This is a genomic window from Rhizobium sp. BK399 (assembly GCF_014194695.1).
In the GTDB taxonomy this organism is placed as follows: domain Bacteria; phylum Pseudomonadota; class Alphaproteobacteria; order Rhizobiales; family Rhizobiaceae; genus Rhizobium.
This window is the reverse complement of sequence record NZ_JACIAH010000001.1, coordinates 898876-913582: the sequence shown is the minus strand read 5'-3', so window position 1 is coordinate 913582 and position 14707 is coordinate 898876. Positions and strand designations below refer to the sequence as shown.

General features: G+C 59.1%; 15 protein-coding genes. All 15 read left to right on the top strand.

The features are described from left to right. Window positions 1–63: 63 nt before the first annotated feature. The 15 genes from FHT97_RS04525 to fliR all read left to right on the top strand — a co-directional run bounded on the left by FHT97_RS04525 (window position 64) and on the right by fliR (window position 14705). Window positions 64–699, top strand: a complete 636-nt coding sequence (locus FHT97_RS04525) for a hypothetical protein (protein ID WP_183860200.1) — start codon at window positions 64–66, stop codon at window positions 697–699. Beyond that, window positions 696–1979, top strand: coding sequence for a MotB family protein (locus FHT97_RS04520; protein WP_183860198.1), 1284 nt, complete (start codon window positions 696–698; stop codon window positions 1977–1979). Before FHT97_RS04525 ends, FHT97_RS04520 begins: the two co-directional genes overlap by 4 nt. Before the next feature lie 2 nt (window positions 1980–1981). After that, window positions 1982–3289 (top strand): chemotaxis protein MotC, encoded by a 1308-nt coding sequence (motC, locus tag FHT97_RS04515; protein WP_183860196.1) that lies wholly within the window; start codon window positions 1982–1984, stop codon window positions 3287–3289. 1 nt (window position 3290) lies between these two features. Then, the gene (locus FHT97_RS04510; RefSeq protein ID WP_183860194.1) at window positions 3291–4688 is read left to right on the top strand and encodes a flagellar hook-length control protein FliK; all 1398 of its coding nucleotides are present in this window, start codon (window positions 3291–3293) and stop codon (window positions 4686–4688) included. Continuing rightward, window positions 4630–5193, top strand: coding sequence for a transglycosylase SLT domain-containing protein (locus FHT97_RS04505; protein WP_183860756.1), 564 nt, complete (start codon window positions 4630–4632; stop codon window positions 5191–5193). Before FHT97_RS04510 ends, FHT97_RS04505 begins: the two co-directional genes overlap by 59 nt. A gap of 283 nt (window positions 5194–5476) precedes the next feature. Beyond that, window positions 5477–6148, top strand: a complete 672-nt coding sequence (locus tag FHT97_RS04500; RefSeq protein WP_016552777.1) for a response regulator transcription factor — start codon at window positions 5477–5479, stop codon at window positions 6146–6148. Window positions 6149–6276: 128 nt separating this feature from the next. After that, on the top strand, window positions 6277–7578 hold the full coding sequence (locus FHT97_RS04495; protein ID WP_183752650.1) for a flagellar hook protein FlgE: 1302 nt from the start codon (window positions 6277–6279) through the stop codon (window positions 7576–7578). 18 nt (window positions 7579–7596) lie between these two features. Beyond that, window positions 7597–9063 (top strand): flagellar hook-associated protein FlgK, encoded by a 1467-nt coding sequence (flgK, locus tag FHT97_RS04490; RefSeq protein WP_183860192.1) that lies wholly within the window; start codon window positions 7597–7599, stop codon window positions 9061–9063. Window positions 9064–9066: 3 nt separating this feature from the next. After that, on the top strand, window positions 9067–10188 hold the full coding sequence (locus FHT97_RS04485; RefSeq protein ID WP_016552780.1) for a flagellar hook-associated family protein: 1122 nt from the start codon (window positions 9067–9069) through the stop codon (window positions 10186–10188). A 36-nt stretch (window positions 10189–10224) separates the two neighbouring features. After that, window positions 10225–10572 carry a flagellar biosynthesis regulator FlaF gene (gene flaF / locus FHT97_RS04480; protein ID WP_007530128.1) on the top strand — a complete coding sequence of 116 codons (348 nt, stop codon included), beginning with the start codon at window positions 10225–10227 and terminating at the stop codon, window positions 10570–10572. Beyond that, the gene (flbT, locus tag FHT97_RS04475) at window positions 10569–11018 is read left to right on the top strand and encodes a flagellar biosynthesis repressor FlbT (protein ID WP_016552781.1); all 450 of its coding nucleotides are present in this window, start codon (window positions 10569–10571) and stop codon (window positions 11016–11018) included. The genes flaF and flbT overlap by 4 nt, the downstream gene beginning before the upstream one ends. Then, entirely contained in the window at window positions 11009–11449 is a 441-nt protein-coding gene (flgD, locus tag FHT97_RS04470; protein ID WP_183752646.1) for a flagellar hook assembly protein FlgD, read from the top strand. The genes flbT and flgD overlap by 10 nt, the downstream gene beginning before the upstream one ends. Before the next feature lie 64 nt (window positions 11450–11513). Further along, window positions 11514–11780 carry a flagellar biosynthesis protein FliQ gene (fliQ, locus tag FHT97_RS04465; RefSeq protein WP_016552783.1) on the top strand — a complete coding sequence of 89 codons (267 nt, stop codon included), beginning with the start codon at window positions 11514–11516 and terminating at the stop codon, window positions 11778–11780. Between the two features lie 88 nt (window positions 11781–11868). After that, window positions 11869–13956, top strand: a complete 2088-nt coding sequence (flhA, locus tag FHT97_RS04460; RefSeq protein ID WP_183752644.1) for a flagellar biosynthesis protein FlhA — start codon at window positions 11869–11871, stop codon at window positions 13954–13956. Then, a complete protein-coding gene (fliR, locus tag FHT97_RS04455) occupies window positions 13953–14705 on the top strand; it encodes a flagellar biosynthetic protein FliR (RefSeq protein WP_183860190.1) in 753 nt (250 codons plus the stop codon). The genes flhA and fliR overlap by 4 nt, the downstream gene beginning before the upstream one ends. Window positions 14706–14707 lie beyond the last annotated feature (2 nt).

Sequence of the window (14707 nt, the reverse complement as noted above, 5' to 3'; positions counted from 1 at the left end):
AGTTGTCAGTTTCATGATGGGGTACGGCATGTCGCAGTCCTCTGCAGCGAAAGGGTGGATTCGGTGAGCGCGCTGCTCTCTCGGTACCTCAAGGATTTTGGCGAGCCTGCCGTCGTCGCTCCCGTTACGGAAGCGGATGATTTCGCGGGCGACTTTGGCGGGTTTGCCGACGTCGCCTCCGAACCCGTGATTGATCTCGAAGCAGAACGCCACAGCGCTCATGCGGACGGCTATGCAGAAGCCACCGCGGCGCTGACGGAGAAATATGAGCTGGAAGCGCAGACGGTGGCACTCGTGCACCAGCGTGAAGTCGAAGAGCTTCGCGACCGGTACGAGGTCGAGGCCGCAGAGCTGATCGCCTCCCGTCTCGACGCGATGGCGGGCGATCTCGCCGAGCTCGTCAGCGCGACGGTCGCAAAGGCGCTTGCGCCTGTCATGACCGATGTTCTGTCACAAAAGGCTGCCGTTGATCTTGCCGGCATCCTGCGTGAGGCGTTGCTGGAAGGTGATGTCGGCACCGTGACGGTCAAGGGGCCGACGCGACTGTTCGACGTGCTGAAGAATACACTCGGCGAAAAGGCTGGTCTTCTGCGCCATCATGAAACGGCTGATGTCGACCTGACCGTCGAGTTTGACGACGCCGTCCTTGTCACGCGCATGTCAGCCTGGGCGACGAGCCTGAAGAAAGTTCTGGAATGAGTGATAGCGAAAACCACCATCACGGCAAGAACGAGATTATCATCGTCAAACGGCATGGCGGCGGTGATCACGACGGTGCGCATGGTGGCGCCTGGAAGATCGCCTATGCCGACTTCATGACGGCCATGATGGCGTTCTTCCTCGTCATGTGGCTGGTCAACGCTGCGAACGAGGAAACCAAGGCCTCGGTCGCGACCTATTTCAATCCGATCAAGCTCGCCGACGAGAAGCCCACGCAAAAAGGCTTGAAGAAGCCGGTCGACCAGGCGGATGGCGACCAGAAGCAGGACAAGTCGAAGGAAAAAGAGGACGAACCGACCAAAGGCGCATCGGCCGCCAATGGCGATGACCAGACCTCGACCTCCGGCGACCAGACGAATTATTCGGAAGCCGACTTTTTCGAGAACCCCTATTCCGTGCTGGCGGAGATTGCGCAGGAAGTCGGTCAGCAGGCAAATGTCAGCGCCAAGGGCGAGGGCGGTGCCAGCGAATCGGGTCCGGCAACTGGTGCCGACGGCGGTCAGGCCTATCGTGACCCCTTCGATCCTGATTTCTGGACGAAGCAGGTGGAAGTCACGCATGCCGACAAGAAGCAGCCCGCCTCGAAGGATACGCCTGTTGATGGTGCGGCAGACGCCACCGAAGTTGCCAAGGCGGAGGCCGAGAATCCGGCGGATCTGACCGGCAAGGCTCAAAGTGAGCACGCTGAGGAAGCGGCCGAAAGCCAGTCTCCACAGGCTGAATCGTCCGTGGACACGGCGTCTGAGAATGTCGACGGCAAGGAAAAGCCGCAGACTGAGGCACAAAAGGCCGCCGAGCAGAAACGGGCTGAAGAGCTGCAAAAGGAAATCGCCCAACAGATTAGCGGCGTAGCCGGCAAGCTCGCCGAAGGTCTGACGGTAACATCATCGGAAGGCGGCCTCCTGGTCAGCATTTCCGATCAGAGCGACGATTCCATGTTCAACATCGGATCGGCCGTCCCACGCAAGGAAATGGTGCTTGCGATGGAGAAGATCGGCGAGGTCCTCAAGGGCAAGCCCGGCGCTGTCGTCATCCGGGGTCATACTGACGGTCGCCAGTACAAGGGCGAGAACGAGAACTGGCGCCTGTCCATGGATCGCGCCCAGGCTGCCTATTACATGATCATTCGTGGCGGCCTCGACGAGAAGCGGGTTTCGCAGGTCTCAGGCTTCGCTGACCGCAAATTGAAGGATCAGGCGGATCCGTTCAATGCCACCAACAGACGAATCGAAATATTGCTGCAGGCGGATCAAGGATAGTCATGATCCGTCACCACCAACGTCTTCTGCTTATGCTTCTCGGCCTCGCGGTGGGGCCTGCTGCGGTCGCGCATGCGGAAGATCAGGAGGACATCGCGCCTTACAAGATGCTGCGTTCGTTGCAGTTCGTGCAAGATTCCGTCGTGCTCGGCGATCACTCGGCCGCCGAGATGCAGCGTTTCATGCTTGGCACGATTGATCAGCGCCTGCGTACGATCGACCAGTCGGTGTTTGACGATGATCGCAACGTCGATGCGGCACTCATCTATGCGATGAGTGGCGGCAATCCGGAGACCCTCGAATACCTGGTCGCCCGGGATGTAAACGGTCACTTCGACAACCGCATCAGCGACGTGCTGCGGAAGTATCTCAGCGGCAAGGGATTGCTCGTCGCCAAGAGCCTTGTCGAGACCGCGAACGAATACAAAGACAAGAAGATCGGTCCCTATCTTGCGCTGGTCGGCGGTAACGTCACCATCGCCAAGAGTCCGATGGAAGCACTGAAGCTTTATGATCAAGCGCGCCTCACTGCGCCGGGAACGATCGTCGAGGAGGCGGCATTGCGTCGCTCCGTTTCGATCTGTGTTGAAGCCGGCATGGTGGATAAGGGACTTGATTATTCGCAACGCTATGTGCGCCGCTTCCTGCATTCACCCTATGCCAGCCAGTTCGCGGACTTGTTTGTAAGGCTGCTCGTCTATCACGATCACGAAGTGAAGGCGGACGACGTCATCAGCATCCTCTCCTTCATGGATGAGGCGAGGCAGCGTGAGGTCTATCTTCGCATCGCCCGCGCGGCTGCGATCGCCGGCAAGGGCGATCTCGCACGGATGGCCGCGGCCCGCGCCCAGACGCTCTCCGGCGATTCTGACAATGCCTTTGGGGCGCTGGCGGATTTTTATGGCGGCATGGCGTCGATCCCGACGGACAAGATCGACGCGGCCACGAAGAACATCTCATCCATCCCGGACCAGGAGTTGTCGCCACGCGACCAGGCACTGCGGGCCGCGGCAAAAGCTATTGCGGAACAAGTGCTTCGTGCGCCCGATCCGGCAAGCTTGACGCAAGCGACGACCCCTAAATCTTACAGCCAAGAAATTACTTCTGAACAGGCAGCAGCCTCACCGGAGGCGGAGCAGGGGGATATACCAAATCCAGCTCCAGGTCCTGTTGTCGGAGACGCGGATCTAACGCCGCCATCCAATGTTGGGGGACAGCAGGACGCCGACCCGTCATTCAGCGCATTCGTGACGTCAAGCCGATCGCAGCTGGATGAAATCGACGGCCTCTTGAAAAAAGAAAGTAATTGAGATGATGGACATCAGCGTTTCGGGGGGAGCGTCTGGAGCAGGGGCCGCCTCGGCGGCCGGCGCTGGCCGTCAGACGGTCAGCGGCGGTGATGCGGACGCAGGAGGGTTCTCCGACGTCCTGAACAAGGCAAGCGGCGGCAAGCATGACGCGGCAGGGCAAGCGACGGCAGACGGCAGCGGGTCCAGCGCGCCGCGTCATACGAGCACGAAGGCATTGATCGACCTTGGAGGCGCTTCGCTCGCAGCCCACACCGAGATGAAAGAGAAGGCGTCCGGCTCCGTGGACAAAGACACGAAGAAGACGGAGCGCGGCGCCACCAAGGCCGCGGGCAAGCACGATGAGGCCGTCCCGGAAGATGCTGCCGACGTGCTGGAGGATGCCGTCGCGTCCCGTCCAGCCAAAGGCGCCAAGGAGCCGAAGACTGACGCCACTGAGGTCACGAACACTGGCGACAACGACAATGCCATCTCCGATGTTCTCAGCCTATTGAAGCAGCTACCGACGGACGGAACCGCCGCAGCCGCGTTTGCGGCCATGGCGGCTGCGAACCAAAAGGCTGACGGCAAGGTAATGGCCGATCCCAAAGACAAGCAGGTGGCCGGCATCAAGCAAAAGGACGACACGTCCATTCACAACGATGCTGTCAGCGTCGATGCGACGGGTGACGTTCAACTGCCGGGCACGGATGTTGCTGGCGTTACCGACGCGACGACATTCCGGCTGAGCCGCGCCGATGGCCGCGGCCAGTCGATGGACATGCATCTTGGCTTGGACAAGGATGCCCCAGCCGAGTCCGGCGGCAAGGCCAGCATCGAGAGTGTATCCGTCCTCGACACGCGCCGCTATATCGGTCTGGCACAGAACACCAATTCTGCCGCGGTGACGGCCGCGATATCCGGTGATCCGGAATGGGCGCAGGCCATGCAGGCGAGCTCATCCCTGTCGAACGCCGCTGAGTGGTCGAGCACCGGCAAGGTGGTGAATACGCTCAAGATCCAGATGAATCCGATCGATCTCGGCCTGGTCACGGCCACGATGCGGCTTCAGGGCGACGCGCTCAACGTCGACCTGAAGGTCGAGACCGGAGCGGCCTATCGACAGCTCAAGGAAGACCACGGCAAGATCATCGAGGCTCTGCGCAGCCAAGGCTACGCTATCGACAACGTCACGATCAGCATGGCGCCCGTCGACCGCTCCGACACCGGCAATCAGGCGAACACACAAGCGCAGCAGCAGGGCCAGGCCTTTGCTCAGCAGGGCCAGGGCGAGGCCAGAGAGCGCCAAAATCAATCAGGACAGCGAACTGGCGGAGGCTTCAATGGCTCGGGCGAAAGCAGTGTTGAAGGCACTTCTCCTGGCGCCGGTGGCAGCGGCCGCAGTGGCGACGTCTATCTCTAGCGCATGGGCGTCGAACAGCGCCTGTGAGCAGGAGATTCAATCCGCCGCGTTGAAGTATGGCATCCCCGAAGGGATACTCTATTCCGTTGGTTTGACCGAGACCGGTCGCAAGGGATCGCTCTACCCTTACGCGCTGAACATCGAAGGGAAGGCCTTCTTTCCTCCCTCCGAGCAGGACGCTCTGAGGCAGGTTGACGTTGCGCGCAGGTCCGGTGCGAAGCTGATCGACATCGGCTGCATGCAGATCAACCAGTACTACCATGGTGAGAATTTTCGGTCGGCAGAGGAGATGTTCGACCCCCGCCGCAATGTGGAATACGCGGCACGGTTCCTTCGCAACCTCCATGACCGGCACGAAACATGGACAATGGCGGTCGCCCGTTATCACGCCGGACCCAACAACGACCCCGCCCAAAAGCAATATGTCTGCCGGGTCATCGCCAATCTGGTCGCCACTGGCTACGGCAAATGGACTCCCAATGCGAGCAACTTCTGCCAGAATTGACTCAATCAAAGCGAGCAGAAAACAGAACAAAGCAGAAATGTGTCATATTGTGGCGAGAATCTGTCTCAATGTGGCAAGGCAAGTCACATTTTAGACCTTGTTAACTTTTCCACGAAATTTTTGTGTGCATAATTTCGGTCTGCTACTACATCTAGATCAAATCGCGCCTCAATTCTTAATCAACTATTAATTCCCGTCGATTAGTTCCTACAGCTTGTCCCAGAATCGCGCGATTCGTACCCATAGAGCATCGAGGTACCACAAGTGATTCGGAGGCGGACGAATGATCGTAGTGGTTGATGAGCGTGAGCTCGTGAAAGATGGTTACACTTCACTTTTTGGGCGGGAAGGCATTCCCTCCACAGGGTTTGATCCAAATGAATTCGGCGAATGGGTTCAGACGGCGGCGGATTCTGATATCGCGGCTGTCGAGGCGTTCCTGATCGGCCAGGGGCAGCAGACTTTCGAGCTGCCGCGCGCGATTCGCGATCGGACGATGGCGCCGGTTATCGCTGTCAGCGACCAGCCATCCTTGGAAAACACGCTTGCACTTTTTGATTGTGGCGTCGACGACGTCGTGCGCAAGCCGGTGCATCCCCGGGAGATCCTGGCCCGAGCCGCCGCCATTCGACGTCGACTGAAAGCGATTTCCAGCCACACGGACATCGGCGCAATCCGCGTGTTCTCCGATGGCCGCGATCCGGAAATTCACGGCGAAGTCTTTGCGCTTCCCCGTCGCGAGCGCCGCATCCTCGAATATTTGATCGCAAATCGCGGTCGTCGCGTCACCAAGACTCAGATCTTCAACGCGATCTACGGAATATTCGACGACGAAGTCGAAGAGAACGTCGTCGAAAGTCATATTTCCAAGCTGCGCAAGAAGCTCCGGAAGAAGCTCGGCTTCGATCCGGTCGATTCGAAGCGCTTTCTTGGCTACTGCATTGATTGGAACTGATTTTTTAGAACGGGCCGTGTTGCCTGAGCATTGTCGCTGCATTCTCCCGACGATCGTTCAGCTCCAGACAGCTTCACGCAAGGCCCACCAAATACTTTCAAGCCTACTAAGGGAATCGAGGTTTTCAGATGAGCATTTTTGGCAGCATGAAGACGGCCGTGTCCGGCATGAACGCCCAGGCAAACCGCCTCAGCACCGTCGCCGACAACATCGCGAACGCAAACACGACGGGCTACAAGGCCGTTTCGACCGCCTTCTCGTCGCTGGTTCTACCCTCGACCTCGGGTAACTACAATTCGGGTGGCGTCCAGACATCCGTTCGCCAGTCCGTGTCTGAGCAGGGCGATATCTCCTACACGACCTCTAGCTACGATCTCGCGATCTCTGGTGACGGTTTCTTCATCGCTCAGAGCCCGGACGGCGTTCCGGTCCTGACTCGCGCCGGCGATTTCACCAAGGATCCCGAAGGTAACCTGGTCAATTCCGCCGGCTTCAAGCTGATGGGCTACTCCTACAATTCGGGCGCTCCCTCGGTCGTCGTCAACGGCTTCTCGGGCCTTGTACCGATCAACGTCAACCAGTCCGGTCTGACGGCGATCGCCTCGACGACGGGTACGTTCTCCGGAAACCTCAATTCGAACGCGAACGTTGCGACCGGCAACCTGCCGAGCTCGAACACTGCGCCAATCACCGCCGACACGAAGCAGATGTCGATGGTCGGTTACGACAAGCTCGGCAACACCGTGCAGTACGATTTCTACTTCACCAAGACCGCGGCCGGGACGCCAGCTTCCCCAGGTCCGCCGCCGGTTGCAGCAACGTCCGGCACCTGGCAGGTCGCAGTCTACCGGCACGACGACGCGGCGACGGGCGGTACGTCATCGTTCCCCTATTCGTCGGCCGCGGTTGGTACGACGACGTTGACCTTCGACGCGAACGGCAAGATGGCTTCCGCCGGCGCGATGACGCTCACCGACCCGGTAACGGGTGGCTCCATCGCGATGGACGTGAGCGGCTTCACGCAGCTTGCTTCGGAATTCGCGGGTAGCGGTACGCCGAACGGCCAGGCTGCAAGCCCTGTCAAGGACGTGACGATCGACAAGGACGGCACGGTATATGCCAAGTACGCGGACGGCACGTCTAAGCCGCTCTACCGCGTTCCGCTGGCGACTGTCGCCAGCCCGGACAACATGACGCTGATGAGCGGCAACGTTTATAGCGCCAACGGCCAGTCGGGCGTGACGGTTACCGGCTTCCCGCAGACGAACGGTTTCGGCTCGATCCAAGCGGGTGCGCTGGAGAGCTCGAACGTCGACCTCGCCGGCGAACTGACCGAAATGATCGAATCGCAGCGCAGCTACACCGCCAATTCCAAGGTGTTCCAGACGGGGTCCGACATCATGGACGTCCTCGTCAACCTCAAGAGATAAGTAGGGTACGGATAAGCCATGTCGCTCACTTCCGCACTGAATACGGCGCAGAACATATTCAACAATACCGGCACTCAAAGCAGTGTCGTATCGAACAATATCTCGAACTCCAGCAACAGCGACTACGTGCGCCGGCAGGCGATGATCACCACCTCGCTGGGTGGCGCGCAGGTTGTGAAGATCAGCCGCGCGCAGGAAGACGCGCTGATGCGTCAGTGGCTGAAGGCGAGTGCGCAGGACAGTGGCCAGCAGACGTTGCTGGGCGGGCTGACCGACCTGAAATCGATCATGGGCGGCAACGATTACGAGACGTCGCCAGCCAACTACTTGGCGACGTTCCGCGAAAAGCTGCAGGCTTTCCGCACGTCGCCGAGCAGCACGATTGCCGCGCAGAGCGCAGTTACAGCAGCCCAAGACGTTGCCAATTCGCTGAACGACGCAACGAAATCCGTCCAGGCCGTTCGTCAGGGCGCCGACAAGGAAATCGCGACGCAGGTCTCGACTCTCAACACGCTGCTTGCGCAATTCAAGACGGCGAACGACGCCGTCAAGAGCGCCACTGCGACCGGCGGCAATCCAGCCGATGCCCTGGACGAGCGGGACAAGCTGCTCAAGCAGATCTCTTCGATCGTCGGCGTTAACGCGGTCCACCGCGACAACGGCGATATGGCGCTCTACACAACCGACGGCACCGTCGTCTTCGATACGATCCCGCGCACAGTCACGTTTGTCGCCCAGAACACCTATACCGCTCAAACGAAGGGCAACGGCGTCTACATCGACGGCGTGCTGCTCGGCAGCGGCAAGGGCTCGACGAGCACGGCTCAGGGAAGCCTGCAAGCGCTGCTGCAGGTGCGTGATGATATCGCTCCTACCTTCCAGTCGCAGCTCGATGAGATCGCGAAGTCGCTCGTCACCATGTTCTCGGAAACCGGCGGCACCCCCACTACCACGCAGCCCGGCCTGTTTGTCTGGAAGACAGCGGTTGGAGCGCCGGGCGGTACCCCGACTGCGCCTGGCGTGATCGACGGCATTGCCGGCACGATCACCGTGAACGCCGCCGTCATCACCAACCAGGGCGGCGACCCGATGAAGTTGCGTGACGGCTCGATCTCGGGCCTCACCAATCTGAACACAACGGGCAGCAGCGGCTTCTCGGACAATCTCGACGCGCTCTACACGGAGATGGGCACCGCGCAGACCTTCTCGGCCACCGCCGGGCTGTCGTCCAACGTCAACATCATGGACTACGCCTCGAACTCGATCGGTTGGCTTGAGCAGTACCGAAGCGATGCAACGACGGCCTCCGAGAACACCTCCGCGGCGCTCTCGCGTTCGACGGAAGCGTATTCCAACGAGACTGGCGTTAACCTCGACGAAGAGCTGACGCTGCTTCTCGATATCGAGCAGTCCTACAAGGCGGCTACGAAGATCCTCAACGCTGTCGACGAAATGATGAAGTCATTGCTGGATATAGCGAGTTAAGCCATGAAAAGTTCATTTATTTCTAGCTCAGCCATTCAGAACGCAATGCGATTGACGATCCGCCAGTCGCAGAAGCAATTGGTTAGCGCTTCTCTCGAAGCAACGACCGGCGTTTACGCCGACATTGGTGCCTCGCTTGGTTCGGGCGCGGCGAAAAGCGTGAATTTCACGGCCGAAGTCAGCCGTATCAAGGCTCTCAAGGGCAGCAATTCCGTCGTCTCAGCGCGGTTGGAAGCATCGCAGCTCGGCCTCGACAGCATGAAGAAGGCCGGCGATGCGCTGGTCTCCAAGCTGACCGCGCTTCAGGGCAGCCAGGACAAGACAAGCATCACGGTGGCAATGCAATCTGCCGGTGACGCGCTGTCGCAGCTGATGGATACCGGCAATTCGATGCTCAACGGCGAGTATCTGTTCTCGGGTATCAACACCGATGTCCAGCCGCTCACCAATCAGCAGACCGCCGCGACGACCGCTATTCAGACCAACCTGGAGGCTTATGCAAGCGGCCTCGGCAAGCCGGTCAGCTCTCTGACGGGCGCCGAAATGGGCACCTTCATCACCAACTTTGTCGAGCCGATGTTCTCGCAGGACACCTTCAACGGCACCTCGACGCCGATCGCGTTCCCGCCGCCCGGTGCACCGACGCCGGTGGCGCCAGCGGCCTACGTGACGCCGCCTGCTTGGAGCGATTGGTCGGCTGCCTCGAACCAGAACATGACGAGCCGTATCAGCAACTCGGAAGTCGTGACGTCGTCGACCAACTCCAACTCGGACGGCATGCGCTACTTCGCGCTGGCCTCGATCACAGTATCGGCGTTGGCAAGCCAGAATGTAAGCGCTGACGCACTAAGCACGGTCACGTCGAAGGCGATTGGCTATGCGGCACAGGCAACGACTGGCATCGTGACGCAGGCGAGCCAGCTCGGCCTTTCGCAGGAGCGCGTCGAGAAGGCTAACGATGCCCTCGATGCCCAGTCCAGCATCATCCAGAACAAGCTCGTCGATCTCCAGGGCGTGGATACCTCGGAAGCATCGACGCTGGTCAACACGCTCCAGACGCAGCTGGAGACCGCCTACACCATTGTCTCGAAAATCCAGCAGTTGAGTCTCGTGAACTACCTTTGATGATCAAGGGTATGAAAGACAAAGAAGGATGCATGAATGTATCAGTTCTCTTACTCCGAGATCATGGAGGACTCGGTGGCCGATGCGAAGGAGCGGGAGCGTCAAGTTCTCGACCGGTCCATCGAGCTGCTGTCGATTGCACGGGACAAAGAGAAATACAGCCGGGAAGCCATTGATGCATTGTTCTACACCCGGCGTGTTTGGGTGAGCTTTATCGAGGATCTCAAGCATCCGGACAACCAGCTTGAAATCCAGCTGCGGGCGAACCTCATCTCCATCGCGATCTGGATCTTGAAAGAGTGCGATCGGATCAGGCGCCGGCAGTCGACAAACTACCAAGGCATTATCGACGTTACCACCATCATCAGGGATGGACTAAAATGAAAAGCACACTTCGTATCTCGCTAAAAGCCGGGGAAAAGATCTTCATTAACGGTGCGGTTTTGCGCGTCGATCGCAAGGTCGCGTTGGAATTCCTGAACGATGTAACGTTCCTTCTTGAAAACCACGTTCTCCAGCCGGAAGACGCGACGACGCCTCTGCGTCAGCTCTACTTCATCGCGCAGATGATCCTCATCAATCCGGAAGGCAAGGATCAGTCGACGGCGATGTTCCGCAAGTCGATCACGATGTTGCTGACCTGCTTCAAGAACGAGGAAGTCCTCGCCGAACTGAAGCGCATTGACGGTCTGGTTTCCACCGGACGCGCCTTTGACGCGTTGAAGGCGATCCGCGGCCTCTATTCGATCGAAGACAGCATTCTCAACAACCAGGAAATGCACCCGACGATGGTCGAGCAGATTCGCAAGGAGATCGCGCCATGGCGGTAGACGGCGTATCAAACGTCAACAATTCTTCGTCGTCGAGCAACTCGAGCGCACAGCAAAAGGCAACGCTCAACTACGACAACTTCCTGCAGCTTCTCATCGCGCAGATGAAAAACCAGGATCCGACGGATCCGGTGGATGCGAGCGAGCAGATGTCGCAGCTGGCAAGCTTTTCGCAGGTCGAGCAGACGATCCAGACGAACAGCAAGCTGGACACGTTGCTGGCAAGCTCGAGCCTGACCCAGGCAGGCAGCTACATCGGCAAATACATGACCAGCGCGGACGGCAGCGTGAAGGGCACGGTCGCCTCGGTAAAGGTTTATTCCGACGGCATCATTGCGACGACGACCGATGGCGGTAATATCCTCGTTCAGGCGGGAATCACCCTGTCCGACAAGGCGCCGACGACGACAGATACTTCGTCGTCGAGCTAGGTGAAATGACAGAGCGGTTCGGCCCAGTCGGACGAACCGCAAGGCGATATGAGGTTGCCTGAAAATGAATGAAGCTGATGCACTTGACCTCTTCCAGGCAGCGATCTGGACCGTTCTCGTGTCCGCCGGCCCGGCGGTCGCGGCGGCCATGGTGGTCGGTCTGATCATCGCGCTTTTCCAAGCGCTGACGCAGGTTCAGGAAGCAACGCTCACCTTCGTTCCGAAGATCGTGGCCGTCCTCGTGACCATCGGCATCTCTGCGCCGTTTGTCGGATCGCAGATTTCGATTTTCACCAATCTGGTGTTTTCGCGCATCCAGTCTGGCTTCTGAGCCACCTTCGCGCAAGCTTCGCCATTTAGTTCTCGTTCCGAATTGGTGGGCATCATGCCCGCACCTCTCATGAAGAGACGGAATCGAAATGGCGCAACCTCCCGCACTTCCCCTTCCGAAAGCCGGACTTAGCGTACGTGATATCGGTTTTGCCATGGGCATCATCGTTATCATCTGCGTGCTTTTCCTGCCGATCCCGCCATTCCTGATCGACATGGGCCTGGCGTTCTCGATCGCCTTCTCGGTGCTGATCCTGATGGTGGCGCTGTGGATCCAGAAGCCGCTCGATTTCTCGTCGTTCCCGACCATCCTCCTGATCGCGACCATGACGCGCTTGGCGCTCAACATCGCGACGACCCGCGTCATCCTTTCGCACGGCAACGAGGGCCATGATGCCGCCGGCGGCGTCATCGCAGGGTTTGCAAGCCTCGTCATGTCCGGCGACTTCGTGATCGGTCTGATCGTCTTTCTGATCCTGATCACCATCAACTTCATCGTCATTACCAAGGGTGCGACGCGTATTGCGGAAGTCGGCGCGCGCTTCACCCTCGATGCGATCCCCGGCAAGCAGATGTCGATCGACGCCGATCTTTCTGCCGGCATCATCGACGAGAAGGAAGCCCAGCGCCGGCGTAAGGAACTCGAAGAGGAAAGCTCCTTCTTCGGTGCGATGGACGGTGCGTCCAAGTTCGTTCGCGGTGACGCGATTGCCGGTCTTCTGATTACCTGCATCAACATTTTCGGCGGCATCATCATCGGCTATTTCCGTCACGGGATGCCGATTGGCGAGGCCGCCGACGTTTTCGTCAAGCTCTCGGTCGGCGACGGCCTCGTCTCGCAGATGCCGGCGCTCATCGTTTCGCTCGCCGCCGGCCTTCTCGTTTCGCGCGGCGGCACGGTCGGTTCCACCGAGCAGGCGGTCGTCAATCAGCTCAGCAACTATCCGCGCGCGCTTTCGGTGTCCGCCGTGCTGATGGCAATCCTCGGCCTCATGCCGGGTCTGCCATTCGTCCCCTTCATGTTCCTTGCCGGTCTTTTGGCCTTCGGTGCCTGGTTCATTCCTCGCCAGGTCGAGGCTGAGAACAAGGCTCGACGCGAGCAGGAAGAGAAGAAGGTCGTCCAGAACAAGGAACTCGAAAAGGACTCCGTCAAGTCGGTGCTGCGCACCTCGGAGATCGAACTCGCGCTCGGCAAGATGGTGTCGACCCGGCTGCTCGGCGCCCATCAGGAGCTTGCCTTCCGTGTCGGAAAGATGCGCAAGAAGTTCGCGACGCAGTACGGCTTTGTCGTTCCCGAAATCAAGGTGACCGACGACATCGCCATCGCCGAGAAGTCCTATCAGATCCGAATCCACGGCACGACGGTCGCGTCGAACATGCTGCGCGTCGGCGAAGTTCTTGTTGTCACCGGCTCTGGCCGCAAACCGAGCATTCCCGGCGACGAGATTCGAGAGCCGGCCTTCGGCATGCCCGCCGTTTCCATCCTTGAGGCTTTTTCCGAAGACTTGAAGCGCGAAGGTTTCCAGCCGATCGACAACGTTTCCGTCGTGCTGACGCATATGAGCGAAGTCATCCGCAACAATCTGCCGGCGCTTCTCTCCTACAAGGACGTGAAGGTGCTGATCGACAGGCTCGATCCGGAATACAAGAAGCTGGCGGACGAGATCTGCTCGTCGCATATGTCTTACTCCGGTCTGCAAGCCGTATTGAAGCTGCTCCTTGCCGAGCGCGTATCAATTCGCAACCTGCATCTCATCCTGGAAGCCGTCGCCGAACTGGCGCCCCATGTCCGCAAGACCGAGCAGATTGTCGAACACGTTCGCGTTCGGATGGCACAGCAGCTGTGTGGCGATCTTGCCGACAACGGCGTCCTGCGGGTGTTGCGACTCGGCAGCAAGTGGGATCTTGCCTTCCATCAGGCTCTGAAGCGCGACAACAAGGGCGAGATCATCGAATTCGACATCGACCCGCGCATGCTCGAGGAGTTCAGCGAGCAGGCAACGAAAGTTATCCGTGAATTCATGGATCGCGGTCTGCCGTTCGCCCTTGTCACTTCGCCGGAAACCCGCTCCTATGTGCGCATGATCATCGAACGCTTGTTCGCAACGCTCCCGGTCCTCTCGCATGTAGAGCTCGCCAAGGGCATCGAGATAAAGATTCTGGGCTCTATTTCATGATAACTGACCCGCAAGGGACCGTGCTGGCGTTGTTCCTGATCTTCTGCAGGATCGGCGGCTGCGTCCTGGCGATGCCCGGCTTTTCCTCGGCGCGGGTGCCGCCGCAATTGCGGGTCTTCATCGGTGCTGCCCTGTCGCTGGCGATCCTTCCGGTCCTGTGGGATACGGTCTATCCGATCGTTCATACATCGAACGCCACCTATATCGGTTACATCTTCAGCGAATCGTTGATCGGTGTGATGTACGGCATGCTCGCTCGGGTCTACACGCTCGGCCTGCAGTTCGCCGCGAGTGTCATCGCCATGATGGTGGGATACACGCAGCCGAGCGCCGGCGACATCTTCGAAGATACCCCCGAAAGCAGCCTTTCAGGCTTCATCACCTTCGCCGGCATGATGATCCTGTTCATGATGGACTTTCATCACATCGTGTTCCGAGCGTTGGTGGATTCCTACACGTCGATGCCCTTCGGAGGCATCCTGCAGATGCGCAGCACGCTGATCTCGTTCACCGACACGCTGTCGTCGACCTTCATGATCATGCTGCGGCTCTCAAGCCCCTTCCTGATCTACGGCCTGATGTTCAACATCGCCATCGGCTTCATCAATAAGCTCGCGCCGCAGATTCCGGTGTACTTCATATCGACCCCGTACCTGCTTCTCGGCGGCCTGTTCCTTTTCTATTTCTCCGTGGCGGCACTGGTGAGCCAGTTCGGCCAGTCCTTCGCTAGCGTCTTTATCGGCAGGTAGCG

Coding starts and splice junctions, on each gene's coding strand:
- FHT97_RS04520 (WP_183860198.1), top strand. CDS start 696: ATGAGTGATAGCGAAAACCACCATCACGGCAAGAACGAGATTATCATC.
- motC (WP_183860196.1), top strand. CDS start 1,982: ATGATCCGTCACCACCAACGTCTTCTGCTTATGCTTCTCGGCCTCGCG.
- FHT97_RS04510 (WP_183860194.1), top strand. CDS start 3,291: ATGATGGACATCAGCGTTTCGGGGGGAGCGTCTGGAGCAGGGGCCGCC.
- FHT97_RS04500 (WP_016552777.1), top strand. CDS start 5,477: ATGATCGTAGTGGTTGATGAGCGTGAGCTCGTGAAAGATGGTTACACT.
- FHT97_RS04495 (WP_183752650.1), top strand. CDS start 6,277: ATGAGCATTTTTGGCAGCATGAAGACGGCCGTGTCCGGCATGAACGCC.
- flgK (WP_183860192.1), top strand. CDS start 7,597: ATGTCGCTCACTTCCGCACTGAATACGGCGCAGAACATATTCAACAAT.
- FHT97_RS04485 (WP_016552780.1), top strand. CDS start 9,067: ATGAAAAGTTCATTTATTTCTAGCTCAGCCATTCAGAACGCAATGCGA.
- flaF (WP_007530128.1), top strand. CDS start 10,225: ATGTATCAGTTCTCTTACTCCGAGATCATGGAGGACTCGGTGGCCGAT.
- flbT (WP_016552781.1), top strand. CDS start 10,569: ATGAAAAGCACACTTCGTATCTCGCTAAAAGCCGGGGAAAAGATCTTC.
- flgD (WP_183752646.1), top strand. CDS start 11,009: ATGGCGGTAGACGGCGTATCAAACGTCAACAATTCTTCGTCGTCGAGC.
- fliQ (WP_016552783.1), top strand. CDS start 11,514: ATGAATGAAGCTGATGCACTTGACCTCTTCCAGGCAGCGATCTGGACC.
- flhA (WP_183752644.1), top strand. CDS start 11,869: ATGGCGCAACCTCCCGCACTTCCCCTTCCGAAAGCCGGACTTAGCGTA.
- fliR (WP_183860190.1), top strand. CDS start 13,953: ATGATAACTGACCCGCAAGGGACCGTGCTGGCGTTGTTCCTGATCTTC.